Below are 15,341 nucleotides of genomic sequence, written 5' to 3' on the forward strand. Positions count from 1 at the left end.
AACGGTGCGTAACACGCTATTAACGAACGCTCAGCACACTACGAGCTATGAATCGGTTTCTGCTGCTAGTGGGCCTCACCGCCATGGTCGGTCTGGCGGCACCGGCGCACGCAGAGCCGGTCGGCAGCGATGCTGCCTTCCTGACCCAGCTGACCGGGGCCGGCCTGAGCCACAAGGGCTCGGATCAGGTGGCCATCTCGGCTGGGCACTCGGTGTGTCAGCTGATGGACGCCGGACTCACCCCGATGGACACCGTGGTCGCCGTACAGACCACCAATCCCGGCTTCACGCTGCAGCGTGCCGCGGAGTTCGCGCGGATCGCCGCGCAGAACTACTGCCCCGAGCACGCCTGATTGCTTCGTCTTCCTCGGGGTGCCGGGGCGCTGGTGAGGCCGCCGCGTTAGATTCGCCGCGAGCCCCCATAGCCCAATTGGCAGAGGCAGCGGACTTAAAATCCGCCCAGTGTCGGTTCGAGTCCGACTGGGGGCACCGTAGCTGTATTGCTATATACGCAGTTCAATTCGCTGCATTGGTTTGCTGAGGCGCTTCAGATGTCCGCCGTGCCCACATTTTGCCCACACTCTCGTCTAACTTGTCGGCAACTGCGGTGAGATCGTCATCGAAAAGATCGGCGTAAACGTCCAACGTCATCGCGGCGCTGGCGTGCCCGAGCATCCGCTGAACCACCTTCACGTTGGCGCCGGCCGAGATGGCCAGAGACGCCGCCGTGTGCCGTAATGCATGCGCTGTGACCCGTGGGAATGCCTGGACAGCCGCCGCACCGTCCTTGCTGGCCCTGATCTCCTTATCGCGCGCCGTGTCCGCCGCCGTAATGCACCGCTCCACCGCCCCCGACAGCCACGAATCGTGCGACGACGGTGGCCCCAGGTGCCCGCCCGATCGCGACGGCCACAGCAGCTCGTCACGGCCCTTACCCCTGCAGGTCTTGGCCAGCTCGTCGACAACGAACGCCGGCAGCACCACCGTTCGACTCTTGCCCGACTTCAGCGTGCCGACGTGGGTCTTGGAGCCGACCGCCACCGCGTTCTCGTGCAGCACCACCCGCCGCTTCAGGAAATCGATGTCGGAAACCCGCAGCGCCGCCGCTTCACCCCACCGCAGCCCGGCCGTGCCCAGCAGCAACACCAGCGACCCGTACCGGCCCGCCTCGCCGGCTAGGGCGTGCAGCTGTTCGGCCGTTAGGTACACATTCTTGCGGCGGCTACGGGTCGGGAGCTTGACCCCACGGGCCGGATTGGCGGCCAGCCGGCGATCCCGCACCGCGTCGTCCAAGATCCGCGCCAGCACCGAGTAAGCCGTGATGACAAGCGTGGCCTTGCGTTTCGTTGCCAGCTCCGTGACCCACGACTGGACATCCGAGTAGGCGATCTCGGCAATCTGCTTTCTGGACCACCGCGGTTCGACGTGCACCCGCCAGGCTGACTCGATCGAGTGGAATGCCGAGGGCTTCATTACCCCCTGCTGACGCTTCAGCCAGCCCGGCCCTAACTCCCCGACGGTGGCCTTCCCGAGTGAGGGGGAGACGTAGTCGCCCTTGAGCTTGGTTACCTCGACGGTGGCCGCGAACGCTTCCGCGTCGCGCTTGGTGGTGAAGCCACGTTTGTCGGTCTGTCTCCGGTCCGGTGTCCGGTATCGAACTCGGTAGCGCGTTGCGCCGCTCGCCAATTCGTATCTACTGATCGTGGCCATCTTTAGTGTCCGTCGTCAGGGACTTAATGTGAGCGAGAAGCTCCTTGTTGGACCATGGAGGTGCGGCACGACCCGCCCATTGGAGCCAAGATACCCAGTCGCGGATTCGGTCGCCGAATCGTGCTGGCGACTTGCCTAGCTTCGCGTCGGCCCGCAACCAATGCCATAAGTCTTCTGCCGCCACCGGATCGGCTGACCCGGTAACGGAAACCATTTCGGAGCCAGTCTCGGCGTTGGGCATTAGCAACGTAATCGGCGAGACGTCAAGTGCGAGCGCGATCGCCACCAGATCGTCAGCATCGACCCGCCGGTCTCCGGCTTCAATGCGGCGTAGGCCGAGCGGAGGGATTTCGCGCCCGATCTCGGATAGCTGCCGACTGAGTTCCGCGTAGCCGAGGTTCTTGTCATCCCGGAGACGCCTCATCTGGTCGCCGACGTTAACCCCAGTTGGCCCGAGTTCCGACTTTTTGCCAGCCATATACCGAGAGGGTAGGCGATCAAAGATATCGCGACAAGTGTCATCCTTGACCGCTCTGACGATCAGTGATAAAGATAGACGCCATGCGATCAATTTGATCGTTTAAACGATCAACGATGAAGGGTGTCCCATGTCGAGTCCACCTGTAACCCCAGAGCTGAGATGGCTTGTTGCCGAGCTGGAGAAGGCGATCTCAGCGGATGTCTTGCCGCCCGTAGCAACCAGCAGGCACGTGGCCGCTCTCGTCGCCAGCACCGAGTCATCCCTCGCGCAAGACCGCTACCTGGGCAAGGGGATTCCGTACACGAAGGTCGGCCGTCGCGTTCGTTACCTACGCGCCGACGTTCTCGAATTTCTCGCTGCAAACCGTGTCGGCGGTGCCGCTTGATGTCCTCCACTACGAAAAATGCCCTCGGTCGGTGCGTCAACACCGCCGAGGGCTTGCGGAACAACCCGATCACCAAAGAACAGGAGCTCTGGCGATGACTGTACCTACGACCGGCCCTGAGTCGGCAGGCCAGGCTGAATCCGTCGTCACGTCTGGGGTACGGGACGTAGTTCGGTGCGTGGCGACTGCGTCGCGAATGGTGTCGTGGTGGACTTGCCATCAGTTTCTGGCCGCGGTGTTCGCTCAGGGCAATGTGGGGCCATTGCCGTTGGCCGGCACCCCCGCCTGGTGCGCTCTCGCCGACACCGATCCGGTCAAGCTGCTGGCCCTGGCCGTGGCTGGAGAACACGCCGTCCTGCAATGGGACATCGCCCAGGAGTTCCGCGCCGATGCTGCGAAAGCTATTGCCGCAGAGCAATGCTGGCCCGCTCTAGCCCGGCGCATCCGGGCCGGACGGGGCAACGCATACGTACCGCGGAGGACCGCTTGACCAACATCGATGAGTTCTGGTTAGCCCGGCCGATCCTGACCCACGTCCACACGTTCGCTCGCGCGCGGCGCCGCAACCCCTGGGCGGTGCTCGGCGTCTCGCTAGTCCGGGCGAACGGCGTCATCCCACCTTCGACCGCTCTCCCTCCACACGCGGGTGGTAGGGCGAGCCTCAATACCTTTGTTGCCCTCGCTGGACCATCCGGTGCTGGCAAGGGTACGAGCGAGTCGGCGGCCCGCGACGCCATCGCATTCCGTTGGCCCAACGGTGAATCCGTCGACCTCCCGGAGTTTCCGATCGGCAGCGGTGAAGGCCTCGCCCGTACATTCATGCCACCGACGGGCAAGGGCGGCGTCGATAACCTGGCCGAGCAGATCGTCACCGCGATCTTTTCGGTGCCCGAGGTCGACACTGCCGCGGGGCTGTTCTCCCGCTCGGGCTCAACTCTGGAATCCGAGCTCCGCAAGGTGTTCTCCGGTGAACAGCTCGGATTCGCCAATGCCCAGGCCGCCACCCGCACCCGCGTTCCCGCGCACAGCTACCGTTGCGGCCTAATTGTCGGTGTCCAACCCGGCAGGGCCGGTGCTCTACTCGACGGCGCCGATGGCGGTACCCCGCAACGCTTCACGTGGGCTCCGGTTCTCGATCCTGACATGCCCGACGACCGCCCCGACGAGCCCGCCCCGGCCGTCATCACGGCTCCCAAGTTCACGGGAGACCTCGACGTCCCACAGGTAGCCCGGAATGCCATCGACGCCCACCAACTCGCGATGCACCGAGGTGAGGTCGACCCACTCGACGGACACCGGCTCCTGGTCCGCCTCAAGGTGGCAGTTGGGCTGATGATCCTCGACGCCCGCGACGGTGCCCCTGCCCTCACCGATGAGGACTGGGAGTTGGCCGGCACCGTCATGGCGGTCTCCGATGCCACCCGCGCATGGGTCCAACGCGAACGCGCCGAAGCCGCGCGTCGCAGCAATCGCGGTCGCGCCCTAGCCGCCGCCGACCGCGAAGAGGTCGTGTCCGATCGCAAGCTGCAACGGGCCAAGCAAGCGATCCTCCGGTGGCTCGACAAGAGTCAGGTCATGGCTGGCGCCGACCTGAGGCAGAAGCTAAAGGCGGACATCCGTGACAACTTCGAACCGGCCGCCGCAGAGTTAGCTGAAGAGGGTCTGATCCAGGAGATTGCGGTGAAGAACGGAGTCCATTATCGGATCGCAGATAAAGGTACACCTGTACCCGAGGTACACCACCCAAACTGGCAGGTCGTCCAGGGTGTACCGCAAGGTACAGGTGTACTTGGTGCCACCGTCACTGAACTAGATTTCCGCAGGCCGTATGAAGCCGAGCGGCCAGATCCGGCGCGCAGCGCCATAGCCTTCATTCACGACTACATTGCCTCCCACGGTGATCCCGAGGGCTGGGTGAGAGTTAGCCAGCTGCGCGCTGCAGGCGAGGCTGAAGGTCACTCTTGGGCTGCATTGACCAAAGCCCGCCAGACCGCTACTGAGCCCCGTGTCATCACGGACGGTCGGCCCAACCGGGCCCGCTGGAGGGTCGCCCGGCTAGACGACAAGGCCGTCCTGTGATCGCCCGGTTGGTGCTACCGCCGGCCTACATCGTCACCGGGGCGGCTGAGGTGTCGTGCCCAGAGTGCGGCGCCGAGGCCGGGAATTGGTGCCGCTATCCCGATGGTCGATGCCGCCGCCTCCCGTGTCTGGCACGCCTCCGTGCCACCCCGACGCCCGACGGCCCGCCCTCGTGGCGCGATCCAGCCGAACCACTACATCCGAAGGGTGAAGCACCATGACGCACGACCTGAACCGCACCGAGTCCGCCGCCCGCGCCGACTTCCTGCGCCTCGCTGGGCAGCTGAACTCCGGCGACCAGACCGGCGTTGACGCCGTGCTGGCCGGCCTATCGGCACGGCCCGCTGGTTACGCCGTGACCCTGCTCGAAGCTGGGTTGCGGGAATTCCTCACCGCGCTGCGCGCTGTCGTCGGCGACCCCGCAGCGGTCCAGATGATGCTCAATACCGCCGGGATGGCGGCCCTCGACCGGCTCCGCACACTCGACTAGCATTGTTTCGATTGTTTCGATTGTTTCGATTGGTGTAGCTTTACCGGTGGAAGCACCTTTCTTTCGGGGGATTCCTTCCAGTGCCAGTTGGTCGGCAGCCTCGCGATGGCACTTCGCGGGCTGCCGACCTCGGCGCCAAGATTCATAACGGCCGCACCGCTGGCACTGCAGAGCGGCATCTCGACGGGATACCGCTGGCACTGCGGCCCGTCACTCTCGACCAGTGAGCGCTGGCACTGCGCCCGGTCGAATCAAGACAGCTACCCCGCTTGCGTTGTTTAGCAACGCAATTCAGCCCATTGGAGGCAATCATCGTGAACACGCTCGAAGGACTGACCGACCTTCGCAACAAGCTGAACGCCGGCCGCGCCGCTATAACCGACCGGGTTCGTGCCGAGGACCGCAGCCACCTGAACGCCGGGGAGGACGCCAAGTTTCGCGCCCTGAGCGAAGGGATCGACGAGGTCAACCATCGGATCGCCGACTGGCACCGATCCGGTCGCGGTAATCCCAATGCAGTCCTGGCGGCATCCGCCCAGGCCTCCGTCGACACCAGCGGGTCCCGGGGAGGATGGGCCGACCGCGCGGCCGCAGGTATACAGGCAATGGGGGGCGAGGCCCGCTCGATCGTCTCCGGCTCGATAGACCTACCCAGCTTGATCGAGCCGCAGGTCGAAGCCTTACCCCGACCCGAACGCCTCATCGACTTACTGGTGAGCCGCAAGGCGCTCACAAACGGCATCGCATTCGAGTATCTACGTCAGACGGTGCGCACCACGGCCGCCGCACCGGTCGCCGACCTCGGCGACAAGCCAGCCAGTACCTACACGATGGTTCCGGTCACTGGTGCCGCCGTCGTTCTGGCCCACCTGTCCGAGGGGGTGCCGATTCGGTATTGGCAAGACCATCTTGAGGTCGTTCATTGGCTGGAGAACGAGATGATGGAGGGTGTTCTCGATTCCCTGGAGCGCCAGGTGATTCAGGGCACCGGGATCGGTATCAACCTGGAGGGCGTCGTCAAGGTCGACGGCACCACCGAGGTTGGGTGGGCGGGTGATCTCGGCAGCACTTTGCGCTCGGCACTGACAGCGCTGCAGGTCGCCGCGGTACGACCCAATGCGTGGGTGCTGCACCCCGAGGACGCCGCCCGTATCGACCTGGCCCGGTGGAACATTCCGGGGGCCCCGGGGGAGGATGCCCCCGACGGGGAGCCCGGCCCCTACTTGCACGACGGGTACACCAACGGCGTCGCCGCTTCAGCCAACATCCTGGGAGGGCCCGGCATCCAGCGGGTCGTCTCCACCAGCGTCCCCGTCGGCACCGCGATCCTCGGCGACTGGTCCAAGCTGCGGCTCTACGTGCGCGAACAGATGCGCCTAGACATCGACGCCAGTGGTGAGAACTTCAAGAACAACACCGCCACCCTGCGCGCCGAGTGCCGTGTCGGTGTCGGGCACCTACAGCCCGCTGCGTTCGCCATCGTCGACCTCACCGGCGACTGATCAAAGGCCGAGCCGTGATGCTCGACCACGGCGCCCTGACCGAAGCTGGCTTCGTCGACATCGACGAAGCCGCTTCGATCATGGGTTGGTCAACAACGACCGTGCACGCGGCCGTGAAGGCGGGGACCCTGCGAGCCGTGTCCACCGGTGCGGGCTGGCTGGTGCAGCCGGCCATCGTCACCCACCGCTGACCTCCAGAAGGTGGTGCTGCTGCTGGTGCTGACGGCGGACGCCAGCAACAGCACTACCCACTGAAGGCCCAACCGGCCACAGAATCGCCTCTACCGACGCAAATCCAGCACCATCCTGGGGCCCCCGTTGGCCAACCACCGAACGGCCCGCCACGCCGCCACCAGCCGCCACACCACCCCAACCAAGCACACCCAAGGGGAGGGGGCGGGTCAAAAGTCTCCGAACGAGCCCGGGCCCCTACCGGCGGCACTCACGCCCTCTCCCCCCGAAGAAAAGGAGAAATTGCATACGGGCGAAATGGCCGACCGCGAGGGTGATGTCGGTGCAGGTGATCGGTGGTTTTCGGTGATAGCGCCGGACGTGTCGAGTGTTCGGTTTTTTGACTGCACTTTCCGGCACACTGGAGGACGTGAAAGCGCCTGAACGCAACGCGCGCGATCGGCGGGTGAGACGCATGGTGGCAGCCGGCCGGTCCTATCGCCAGGTAGCTGCGGCAGTGGGCCTATCCAGCCCGGCATCGGTCCACGCGATCATCCACCGGAGTCGCGACGCGGCAACGTCGGCGCTCGACTTATGGCGGGCTAACGGGCCTTCTGACGATCCTGCCGCGAAGCCATTGCTCCGTGCCGATACCCGATAACGCCTCTCGCCCTACTTAGGATCTCTGGGTGGCCGATTTCGTCAGTGGACTGATCCCGGGCGGGGCTGGCCTCGTCGGCGCGCTCATCGGTGCCGTCAGTGCGCAAGCGGCGTCACGTAAGACACGAGAAGCCGACCGATTGAAACGATGTGTGGACCGCGTGCTCGCCGCAATCACCGAGATGGAGAGGGCCTATGCGGTCTACGCCGCCGCCGCGGCGTCGGGGGTCGACGGCCCGAACGAAGCACTCCCGCTACAGGGTGCTCGCCGCAGCTACAACCAGGCAGTGCAAATGTTGAACCACTGGCCGCTTCGAAACGCGGCAATGCGGTACCAAGGCCAGCTCACTGAGTTTTACCTGGTTTATGGGCAACCGCGTGACCCATTGGATGCCGATAGACCCGTGCTGACAGCTCAACAACTCGACGTTGAGCATGCGACGCTGGCGCACAAGCTACGAAACTATGAAAGAACCTGAAGCCGGTCGCCAACCCCATACACGTCTGCGCGGTCACGCAGGTAACCGATAAATTCTTGGTCGGAGACGCTGGTGACCTCAAGTCGCTGTGCATGCCGATCCACGAGTATCGTGCGCACCACCTCGTCGGCGAACGATGCGGCAGCGGCGATCAATGAATCGCATACCAACCGAACGACTGCGTCGGACAGATCGTCGGGAAGTCCGGCGAGGATCTGCTTAGCCCGTGGGCGGGAACCGGCCAAGGCCGGCGCTTCGACGAATGAAACCGTCACGTCCCTTCCTCCCTCTGGCCCGGGTTAAAGCCAGCGTAGATGACCGTTCCTGGGAAATCAGCACCCACCTCGCGACACTCCATAAGGCCCGTCTCAAGTGCACTCTCGCCTGTAGCTGTGCCACTCCATGCCATCAGCTGGCCCCTATGGCGCTTGACGCGCCGGTGGAGGTCGTCAAGGCCCGTTCCCCGTCCCGCCAGGTTAGTCCCCGAAATGGATCGCTGGAACGCTTTCTCCATCGCGTCGACCGGGCCTTCAATCCAATGGCTTCGGCTCAGAGTGAGTTTCAGCCCGTGTCCTGCGTCGGCCACCGCAAACGTGATCAACACTTGGTTCGCACTGCTGCGCATGATCTGCATTGCCGCCCAGCCACCGCCGGCGCCGCTGTGCTCGGTGACATTGTTGATTACTTCGACGATCCCCTTATAGAGCGACCCAGCGTCCTCCCGCTGGTAACCGTCTTCAATCAATGCGCCATACACGCGGTCGGCCAGTTCATCACCGCCGCTACCAGCGTCAAAGCGTCGCAACTCGCACAGGCGGTTCCCTGTCTCCCGCTCGTTCACGCTTGGGAGTGAAACCTCTGGGCAGAACGGTTCGAGGCACTCCTTGAGGTGCATGCGCGACATGTAGGTGCGAACGCTGGGTTGCTGAGGTGGTACGAATCTGACGGCACATCCGCGCATCGATGCGTCCTCAGCTACGGCGCCGATTGCAGTGAGGCCGACACAGTCAATGAAACTTGCTCTCGACATATCGATCAAGACTTCTTTGGAACCGGCAGGAGTGTCCGCGCGCCACTCGTCCAGAGTGGCAGCTTTCAACGGCCATAGGTAGCGAGGATTGCCAGGCGGTGGCCGGAGATTCACCGCACGATCATGGCATTCGTGCCACAGTTCAACGCCTAAAAGCCAGGTGAGGGCGGCGCGGCGCCGGTGCGGTGGCCTTGGCCCATGTGGTGAGGCCGCAGCGCCGGTGAGAGCGGCGGAATTCTCGGTAGATCGCCTATCTCGGCAATGCGCAGGCCGCGTGCGAGGGGTGGTGATCTTGAACTTCATGTCTGCAGGCGCACCTCCGTCGGCGTTGTCTTGACCGTTCTCAAGCTAGGTGAGGTGTGTGACAGATCCGCCCACGTTCTGCCCACAATTTGCCCACAGTTGCAGATAAATGCAGTGAACTACAATGATGTGATTTCGCAGGTGAACATGGTTTCGGGCTGCCTGCCAGGACCGTGAAATCGGTTCGAGTCCGACTGGGGGCACGGTGTTTGTGCAGCTCAGATACAAAGTGTGACGCTGTTGCCGCGTCGAACGCGGTCCTCGCTCGGATGGCGGTTCGACCGTCACTTTGAAATTGCGTCTCCCCAGACGGCGCCCGTCAGTTTCCTGGTGGTGTCGGTGACCTTGCACCAGCCGTTGTTCGGGTCATCGGGGTTGGCGGCGTTGTGGATCGGGCACGGGCCGATCAGCATCACCGCGTCACCTTTCTTGAGCATCCCGATCACGGTGCCACCACCGCCCGGTACGTCGTACAGATCCACGTCGCTGATCACGGTGTGGCCAGCTGGCGCAGGCGCCGGCGCTGGAGCGCCCCCGCCGAGCGGCTCGCCCGGTGTCACCTGCAGGGGCGCGTCCGGGCCAGGAGCGCACTTTTGGCCAGCCGGAACGGTCGGAGTGGGCGAGCCGGGCGGACACTTGATCGGCTTCGGCGGCGTGTAGGTGTAGTCCGAATACGCTGTGCACCAGTCGCCTTCGAGGTCCTTCTTGCGGCAGGCCTGGACTCCGAAGGTGAACGTCGACGTGGGGTCGATGTTGAGACCCCAGCTGACAGACTGGCCATTGATGCATTGGTAGGGATATTCATCCTGACGCCCGTTGATCATCGTGTGCAGGGCGTCGACGACGTAGTCGCCGTGCACCCGCGGGCAGCCACCCATGGTCACGCATTTCACGTGACTGTTGGTGTTGTCCAGAAAGCACTCGATGTCGAGCCCGTTGCCCAGCGGAAGGGTGTTGGCAAGAGGAGCGACCAGTGCTGCCGCCGTCCAGCACAAAGAGCTCAGGGCGGCGACGGCGGCGGATCGTTTCACGACGTGCGGCCACATCTCCATGGTTCTTGGCATGAGGTTCGCTCCGTTCGGCATCGTCCCGGTCATGCGCGCTTCATGATGCGTTGTCGCTGACGGTAAAGAAGGCTCGAGTGCGGACGAATCGGGTGTTTCCCTATGGTTTGGATGTTCTCCCGGGTGGTGTCGTGGCGTCTTGTCGAAGTCAGACCATGCTGGCATCATTTTTGACATCAAATGATGCAGTATGTGAAGCAGGGGGATCGGCAATGAGGACCACCGTGACCATCGACGATGAACTGTTGGCCCGGGCAAGCGAGCTGACCGGGATCACCGAGAAGTCGGCGCTACTCCGAGATGGTTTGCAGACGCTGATTCGCGTCGAGAGTGCCCGGCGGCTCATCGCTCTTGGAGGGTCGGATTCCCGGGCCGCAGCGGCACCGCGGCGCCGGGCCTCAACACCGTGATACTGGTCGATACTTCGGTCTGGATCGACCACCTTCACCGGACCGAGCCACGCCTTGTGGACCATCTGGCGAACGATGAGGTCGGATGCCACCCGTTGGTGATCGAGGAACTGGCTCTTGGATCGATCAAGCAGCGCAACGTGTTCTTGGAGCTTCTCGGGAACCTGCGCCAGTTCCCGCAGCTGAGCCATGCCGAGGTCATGACGTTCATCGATGAGAATCGGCTTTGGGGGCGGGGGCTGAGTGCGGTTGACGCAAACCTGCTGGGCTCTGTGTTGCTCACGGCCGGATCGCAACTCTGGACGCGCGACAAGCGGCTGGCCACCGTATGTCGCGCAGTCGGTGTCGCCCTTCTTGCCGAGTCGTAGGGTGCTCAGCGGGCCGCCCGACACGCGGCCCATACTCGCCCATCCGAAAAATTGCAAGGGCCCTGTGTCATGGACCGTGGAATTTCCTGGTCAGAGTTCTTAATTTCTTATTCAACGTTAATCGCGATGCGCATCACAAGTTGTCTAATTCTGAAAAATATCCTGCTCAAGATGCATAACGACGGTTGCTGGAAGGCCCGGATCCTGCGGTTTCGCCCGGTGTGGCGTGGGGCGGTTGGGATTAGCCTGCGACCTCGATCACAATAATTAGGACATTTTCCTGTTACCTCGAATTCACCGCTAAGATCGACCGGACGCCCCGCCCCGGCATCTCGGTCTCGACCGGGCCGCACTGCGGCAGCCGAGGGGGCGCGTGGGCAGGGACGATACGAACGAAGCGATACGAACAGTGGTTGATAGGAGCGATGTGGACGACGTGCCGACTTATAGATTGGCCAACTCTCCAGCCCGCGTCGCGAACACCGTGACCCTGGATCGCGGCCCGATCGGCGGCATCGCGGTCACCGCGGACGGCCGGCGCCTGCTGGCCACCAACTACGGCGACGACACTGTCTCCATCATCGACACCGTCAGCTGCAAGATCGTGAACACCGTCTTCCAGGCCGACGAGCCGTTCTCGATCGCCGCTGGCCCCGCCGGCACCGGCTGGGCCTATGTATCCGCAGGTTCGACCGCTCTGGACGCCGTGCTCGCAATTGACGTCGACACCGCTGAGGTCGCCGGGTGTTACCCGGTGGCCATGGACATCGGCGACCTGGTCGCCGACCCGACTAGCAGCCGCGTCTACCTCACCCGTACCGGGTCGGCCGGCGTCGACGTGCTCGCGCTCGACGCGGCCATGCGTCCCGCCGCATCCGCCGCAGTGTCCGGGCACCCCGGGGCGGCAGCGGCCGGCCTGCGGATCAGCGCGGACGGCCGGCGGCTGTATGCGGCGGTCCGCCAGCCCACCGGTGACACCGTCACCGTGCTGGACCGCGACCTGAACATCGTCGACACCATCCGGGTCGGCGCGAGCATCATCGATATGGTGGTCAGCCCCGACGGATCCCGCCTGTACGTGGCGACTGCCGGTCCCGACGGCCGCAGCCGGGTCCACGTCGTCGACGCTCGCACCCATGCAGTCAGCGCCACCCGCGCCCTCGAAGCCCAGCTGATCCAGCTGATCGCCGGACGCGACGGCCAGCGGGTCTACCTGGTGACTGACGGCGCGGTCTTGGTGCTGTGTGCGCGCACCAACGAGCCCCTCGGCACCCTGCCGGGCATCACCGAGCCGTCCTGCGCCGCGGAGAGCCCGGACGGCAGCCGGCTCTACATCGCCGGGTTCGACGGCAAGGTGACCATCGCGTCGCTGGCCGACCTGCCGGCCCCGTCGGCGTTGCTGCACGAGCAGCTGGAGCTGGACGACGCCGTCACCCGCATGCTGCAACTCGAACCCGCGGTGTAACCCACGCCACGTTCGGAATGGTGGCGTGATCGAATAGGTCGATGCACAGCACCATGCAGCACTGGCCGTTGACGGTCGGCGCCATCTTGAATCACGTCACCGCCGTCCACGGTGATCGCACCGTCACCACCGTGGCCGACGACGGGTATCGAGTCACCACCTATCGCGAGCTCGGTGGGCAGGCTGCTCAGTTGGCGAATGCGCTGCGGCGTCTCGGAATCACCGGCGACGAGCGGGTGGCCACTTTCATGTGGAACAACACCGAACACCTGGCCGCCTACCTTGCCGTGCCGTCGATGGGCGCGGTGCTGCACACCCTCAACATTCGGCTGTTCGCCGAGCAGATCGTCTTCGTCGCCAACGAGGCCGAGGACCGGGTGGTTCTGGTCGATGCCTCACTGGTGCCGCTACTGGCGCCGGTGCTGGGCGAACTGGAGACCGTGCACACCGTGATCCTCGTCGGCGACGGCGACATCGCAGCATTGGAGGCCTCCGGCAAGACCGTGCTGGGCTACGCCGAGCTGCTGGCCGCCGAGGCGTGCGAGTTCGACTGGCCGGTCATCGACGAGAACTCGGCGGCCGCCATGTGCTACACCAGCGGCACCACCGGCAACCCCAAGGGCGTGGTGTACAGCCACCGGTCCAGCTATCTGCACGCCATGGCGGGATGCACCACCAACGGCACCGGGATCGGCGCGATCGACTGCGTGCTGCCGATCGTGCCGATGTTCCACGCCAACGCCTGGGGCCTGCCGTATTCGGCGCTGATGGCCGGCGCGGATCTGGCGATGCCCGACCGGTATCTGGACGCCAAGTCGCTGGTCGCCCTCATCGAATCGCAGCGGGCCACCGTGGCCGGTGCAGTGCCGACCATCTGGAACGACGTCATGCACTACCTGGAACGTGAACCCGGCCATGACATCTCGTCGTTGCGGCTGGCGGCCTGTGGTGGGTCGGCGGTTCCGGTTTCGCTGATGCAGGCGTTCGAGCAGCATCACAACGTGCAGGTGCGGCAGCTGTGGGGCATGACTGAGACCTCGCCGATGGCCACCATGGCCTGGCCGCCGCCGGGCACCCCGCCCGAGCAGCACTGGGCGCTGCGCGGCACCCAGGGCCGGCCGGTGTGTGGGGTCGAGACCCGCATCGTCGACGACGAGGACGTGGTGCTGCCCAACGACGGTGAGGCGGTCGGCGAGCTGGAGGTGCGCGGCGCATGGATCACCGGCTCCTACTACCGCGGCCAGGACGAGTCCAAGTTCTCCTCGGGCTGGCTGCGCACCGGTGACGTCGGCCGTATCGACCCGCAGGGCTTCATCACGCTGACCGACCGGGCCAAGGACGTGATCAAGTCCGGCGGGGAGTGGATTTCGTCGGTGGAACTGGAGAACGAGCTGATCGCCCATCCCGATGTCGTCGAGGCCGCGGTGGTCGGGGTGCCCGACGAGCGCTGGCAGGAGCGGCCGCTGGCCGTGGTGGTGGCCCGTACCGGTGCCTCGGTCAGCGGCGCCGAACTGCGAACCTTCCTGTCCGACAAGGTTGCCCGCTGGTGGCTTCCGGAGCGCTGGACGTTCGTCGAGGCGATCCCGCGCACCAGCGTCGGCAAGTACGACAAGAAGACCATCCGTGCCCGGTACGCCGAGGAGCAATACCAAGTGAGCGAGGTGCATAACTGATGAGCCTGCGTGTCATCCAATGGGCAACCGGAGGGGTAGGAGTCGCGGCGATCAAGGGCGTGCTCGAGCATCCCGACCTGGAGTTGGTCGGCTGCTGGGTCCACTCGAAGTCCAAGAGCGGCAAGGACGTCGGGGAGATCATCGGCACCGAACCGGTCGGTGTCACCGCCACCGACAGCGTCGAGGAGATCCTGGCGCTCGACGCCGAAGCGGTGATTTACGCGCCCCTGATGCCCAACCCCGACGAGGTCGCCACGCTGCTGCGTTCGGGCAAGAACGTCATCACCCCGGTCGGCTGGTTCTACCCCTCCGAAAAGGAGGTGGGACCGTTGGAGGCTGCGGCACGCGAAGGTGGCGTGACTCTGCACGGCGCCGGTATCGGCCCGGGCGCGGCCTTCGAGCTGTTCCCACTGCTGCTGTCGGTGATGTCCACCGGCGTGACATTCATTCGCGGCGAAGAGTATTCGGACCTTCGCACCTATGATGCCCCGGATGTGTTGCGGTATGTCATGGGCTTTGGCGGCACCCCCGATCAGGCACTGAGCGGCCCGATGCAGAAGCTGCTCGACGGCGGGTTCCGCCAATCGGTGCGACTGTGCGTCGACCGGCTCGGCTTCGCCGCCGACGAGCGCATCCGCTCTTCGCAGGAGGTGGCGGTGGCCACCGCACCGATCGACTCGCCGATCGGTGCGATCGAACCCGGTCAGGTTGCCGGGCGCCGGTTCCACTGGGAAGCGACCGTCGGCGACGAGGTGGTGGCACGGGTCACGGTCAACTGGCAGATGGGCGAGGAGAACCTCGACCCGCCATGGAGTTTCGGTCCCGCCGGCGAGCGCTACGAGATGGAGGTGCGGGGCAACCCGGACACGTTCGTCACCGTCAAGGGCTGGCAGCCCGAAACCGTCGAAGCCGGCCTGGTCAGCAACCCGGGCGTCGTGGCAACCGCGGCGCACTGCGTCAACGCCATCCCGGCGACCTGCGCGGCACCGCCCGGGTTTGCCGGGTTCTTCGAGCTGCCCCTCATCACCGGCCGGGCCGCTCCGCACCTGGCGCGCTGAGCGCTACCCTCGG

The 15,341-nt window shown here is 64.8% G+C and carries 17 protein-coding genes and 1 tRNA gene; 13 read left to right on the top strand and 5 right to left on the bottom strand.

Annotated elements, in window-relative coordinates; translation table 11 throughout:
• The first annotated feature begins 47 nt into the window (after positions 1-47).
• Together NM962_18640 and NM962_18645 are read left to right on the top strand one after the other, a co-directional pair.
• A complete protein-coding gene (locus NM962_18640) occupies positions 48-353 on the top strand; it encodes a DUF732 domain-containing protein (protein ID UVO11911.1) in 306 nt (101 codons plus the stop codon).
• Positions 354-415: 62 nt separating this feature from the next.
• Positions 416-489 (top strand) — tRNA-Leu (locus NM962_18645).
• Between the two features lie 27 nt (positions 490-516).
• Here the strand turns inward: NM962_18645 and NM962_18650 are convergent.
• Positions 517-1,710 carry a site-specific integrase gene (locus tag NM962_18650; GenBank protein UVO11912.1) on the bottom strand — a complete coding sequence of 398 codons (1,194 nt, stop codon included), beginning with the start codon at positions 1,708-1,710 and terminating at the stop codon, positions 517-519.
• A complete protein-coding gene (locus NM962_18655) occupies positions 1,694-2,188 on the bottom strand; it encodes a helix-turn-helix domain-containing protein (protein UVO11913.1) in 495 nt (164 codons plus the stop codon). The genes NM962_18650 and NM962_18655 overlap by 17 nt, the downstream gene beginning before the upstream one ends.
• Positions 2,189-2,754: 566 nt before the next feature.
• Between NM962_18655 and NM962_18660 the strand changes: the two genes are divergently transcribed.
• From NM962_18660 to NM962_18685, 6 genes are all read left to right on the top strand, one after another.
• Positions 2,755-3,066, top strand: coding sequence for a DUF2742 domain-containing protein (locus NM962_18660; protein UVO11914.1), 312 nt, complete (start codon positions 2,755-2,757; stop codon positions 3,064-3,066).
• An 86-nt stretch (positions 3,067-3,152) separates the two neighbouring features.
• Positions 3,153-4,655, top strand: coding sequence for a hypothetical protein (locus NM962_18665; protein UVO11915.1), 1,503 nt, complete (start codon positions 3,153-3,155; stop codon positions 4,653-4,655).
• Between the two features lie 217 nt (positions 4,656-4,872).
• On the top strand, positions 4,873-5,145 hold the full coding sequence (locus NM962_18670; GenBank protein ID UVO11916.1) for a hypothetical protein: 273 nt from the start codon (positions 4,873-4,875) through the stop codon (positions 5,143-5,145).
• Positions 5,146-5,459: 314 nt separating this feature from the next.
• Positions 5,460-6,647, top strand: a complete 1,188-nt coding sequence (locus NM962_18675; protein UVO11917.1) for a phage major capsid protein — start codon at positions 5,460-5,462, stop codon at positions 6,645-6,647.
• A gap of 14 nt (positions 6,648-6,661) precedes the next feature.
• On the top strand, positions 6,662-6,838 hold the full coding sequence (locus NM962_18680; protein ID UVO11918.1) for a helix-turn-helix domain-containing protein: 177 nt from the start codon (positions 6,662-6,664) through the stop codon (positions 6,836-6,838).
• Between the two features lie 669 nt (positions 6,839-7,507).
• Entirely contained in the window at positions 7,508-7,957 is a 450-nt protein-coding gene (locus NM962_18685; GenBank protein UVO11919.1) for a hypothetical protein, read from the top strand.
• Here NM962_18685 and NM962_18690 read toward each other — a convergent pair.
• The 3 genes from NM962_18690 to NM962_18700 all read right to left on the bottom strand — a co-directional run bounded on the left by NM962_18690 (position 7,942) and on the right by NM962_18700 (position 10,354).
• Entirely contained in the window at positions 7,942-8,232 is a 291-nt protein-coding gene (locus NM962_18690; protein ID UVO11920.1) for a hypothetical protein, read from the bottom strand. The two genes, NM962_18685 and NM962_18690, sit on opposite strands and share 16 nt — an antisense overlap.
• A complete protein-coding gene (locus NM962_18695) occupies positions 8,229-8,798 on the bottom strand; it encodes a hypothetical protein (GenBank protein ID UVO11921.1) in 570 nt (189 codons plus the stop codon). Before NM962_18695 ends, NM962_18690 begins: the two co-directional genes overlap by 4 nt.
• Before the next feature lie 776 nt (positions 8,799-9,574).
• On the bottom strand, positions 9,575-10,354 hold the full coding sequence (locus NM962_18700; protein ID UVO11922.1) for a hypothetical protein: 780 nt from the start codon (positions 10,352-10,354) through the stop codon (positions 9,575-9,577).
• A gap of 212 nt (positions 10,355-10,566) precedes the next feature.
• On the opposite strand from NM962_18700, the gene NM962_18705 reads away from it, so the two are divergent.
• The 5 genes from NM962_18705 (at position 10,567) to NM962_18725 (ending at position 15,328) form a co-directional block, all read left to right on the top strand.
• The gene (locus tag NM962_18705; protein UVO11923.1) at positions 10,567-10,764 is read left to right on the top strand and encodes a type II toxin-antitoxin system VapB family antitoxin; all 198 of its coding nucleotides are present in this window, start codon (positions 10,567-10,569) and stop codon (positions 10,762-10,764) included.
• Entirely contained in the window at positions 10,761-11,132 is a 372-nt protein-coding gene (locus tag NM962_18710) for a type II toxin-antitoxin system VapC family toxin (GenBank protein UVO11924.1), read from the top strand. Before NM962_18705 ends, NM962_18710 begins: the two co-directional genes overlap by 4 nt.
• A gap of 427 nt (positions 11,133-11,559) precedes the next feature.
• Positions 11,560-12,597, top strand: coding sequence for a YncE family protein (locus NM962_18715; protein ID UVO11925.1), 1,038 nt, complete (start codon positions 11,560-11,562; stop codon positions 12,595-12,597).
• Positions 12,598-12,638: 41 nt separating this feature from the next.
• Entirely contained in the window at positions 12,639-14,270 is a 1,632-nt protein-coding gene (locus NM962_18720) for a long-chain fatty acid--CoA ligase (protein ID UVO11926.1), read from the top strand.
• The gene (locus NM962_18725) at positions 14,270-15,328 is read left to right on the top strand and encodes a dihydrodipicolinate reductase (protein ID UVO11927.1); all 1,059 of its coding nucleotides are present in this window, start codon (positions 14,270-14,272) and stop codon (positions 15,326-15,328) included. The genes NM962_18720 and NM962_18725 overlap by 1 nt, the downstream gene beginning before the upstream one ends.
• The last annotated feature ends 13 nt before the right edge of the window (positions 15,329-15,341 follow it).

It is taken from the genome of Mycobacterium sp. SVM_VP21 (assembly GCA_024758765.1).
Taxonomy (GTDB): domain Bacteria; phylum Actinomycetota; class Actinomycetes; order Mycobacteriales; family Mycobacteriaceae; genus Mycobacterium; species Mycobacterium heraklionense_C.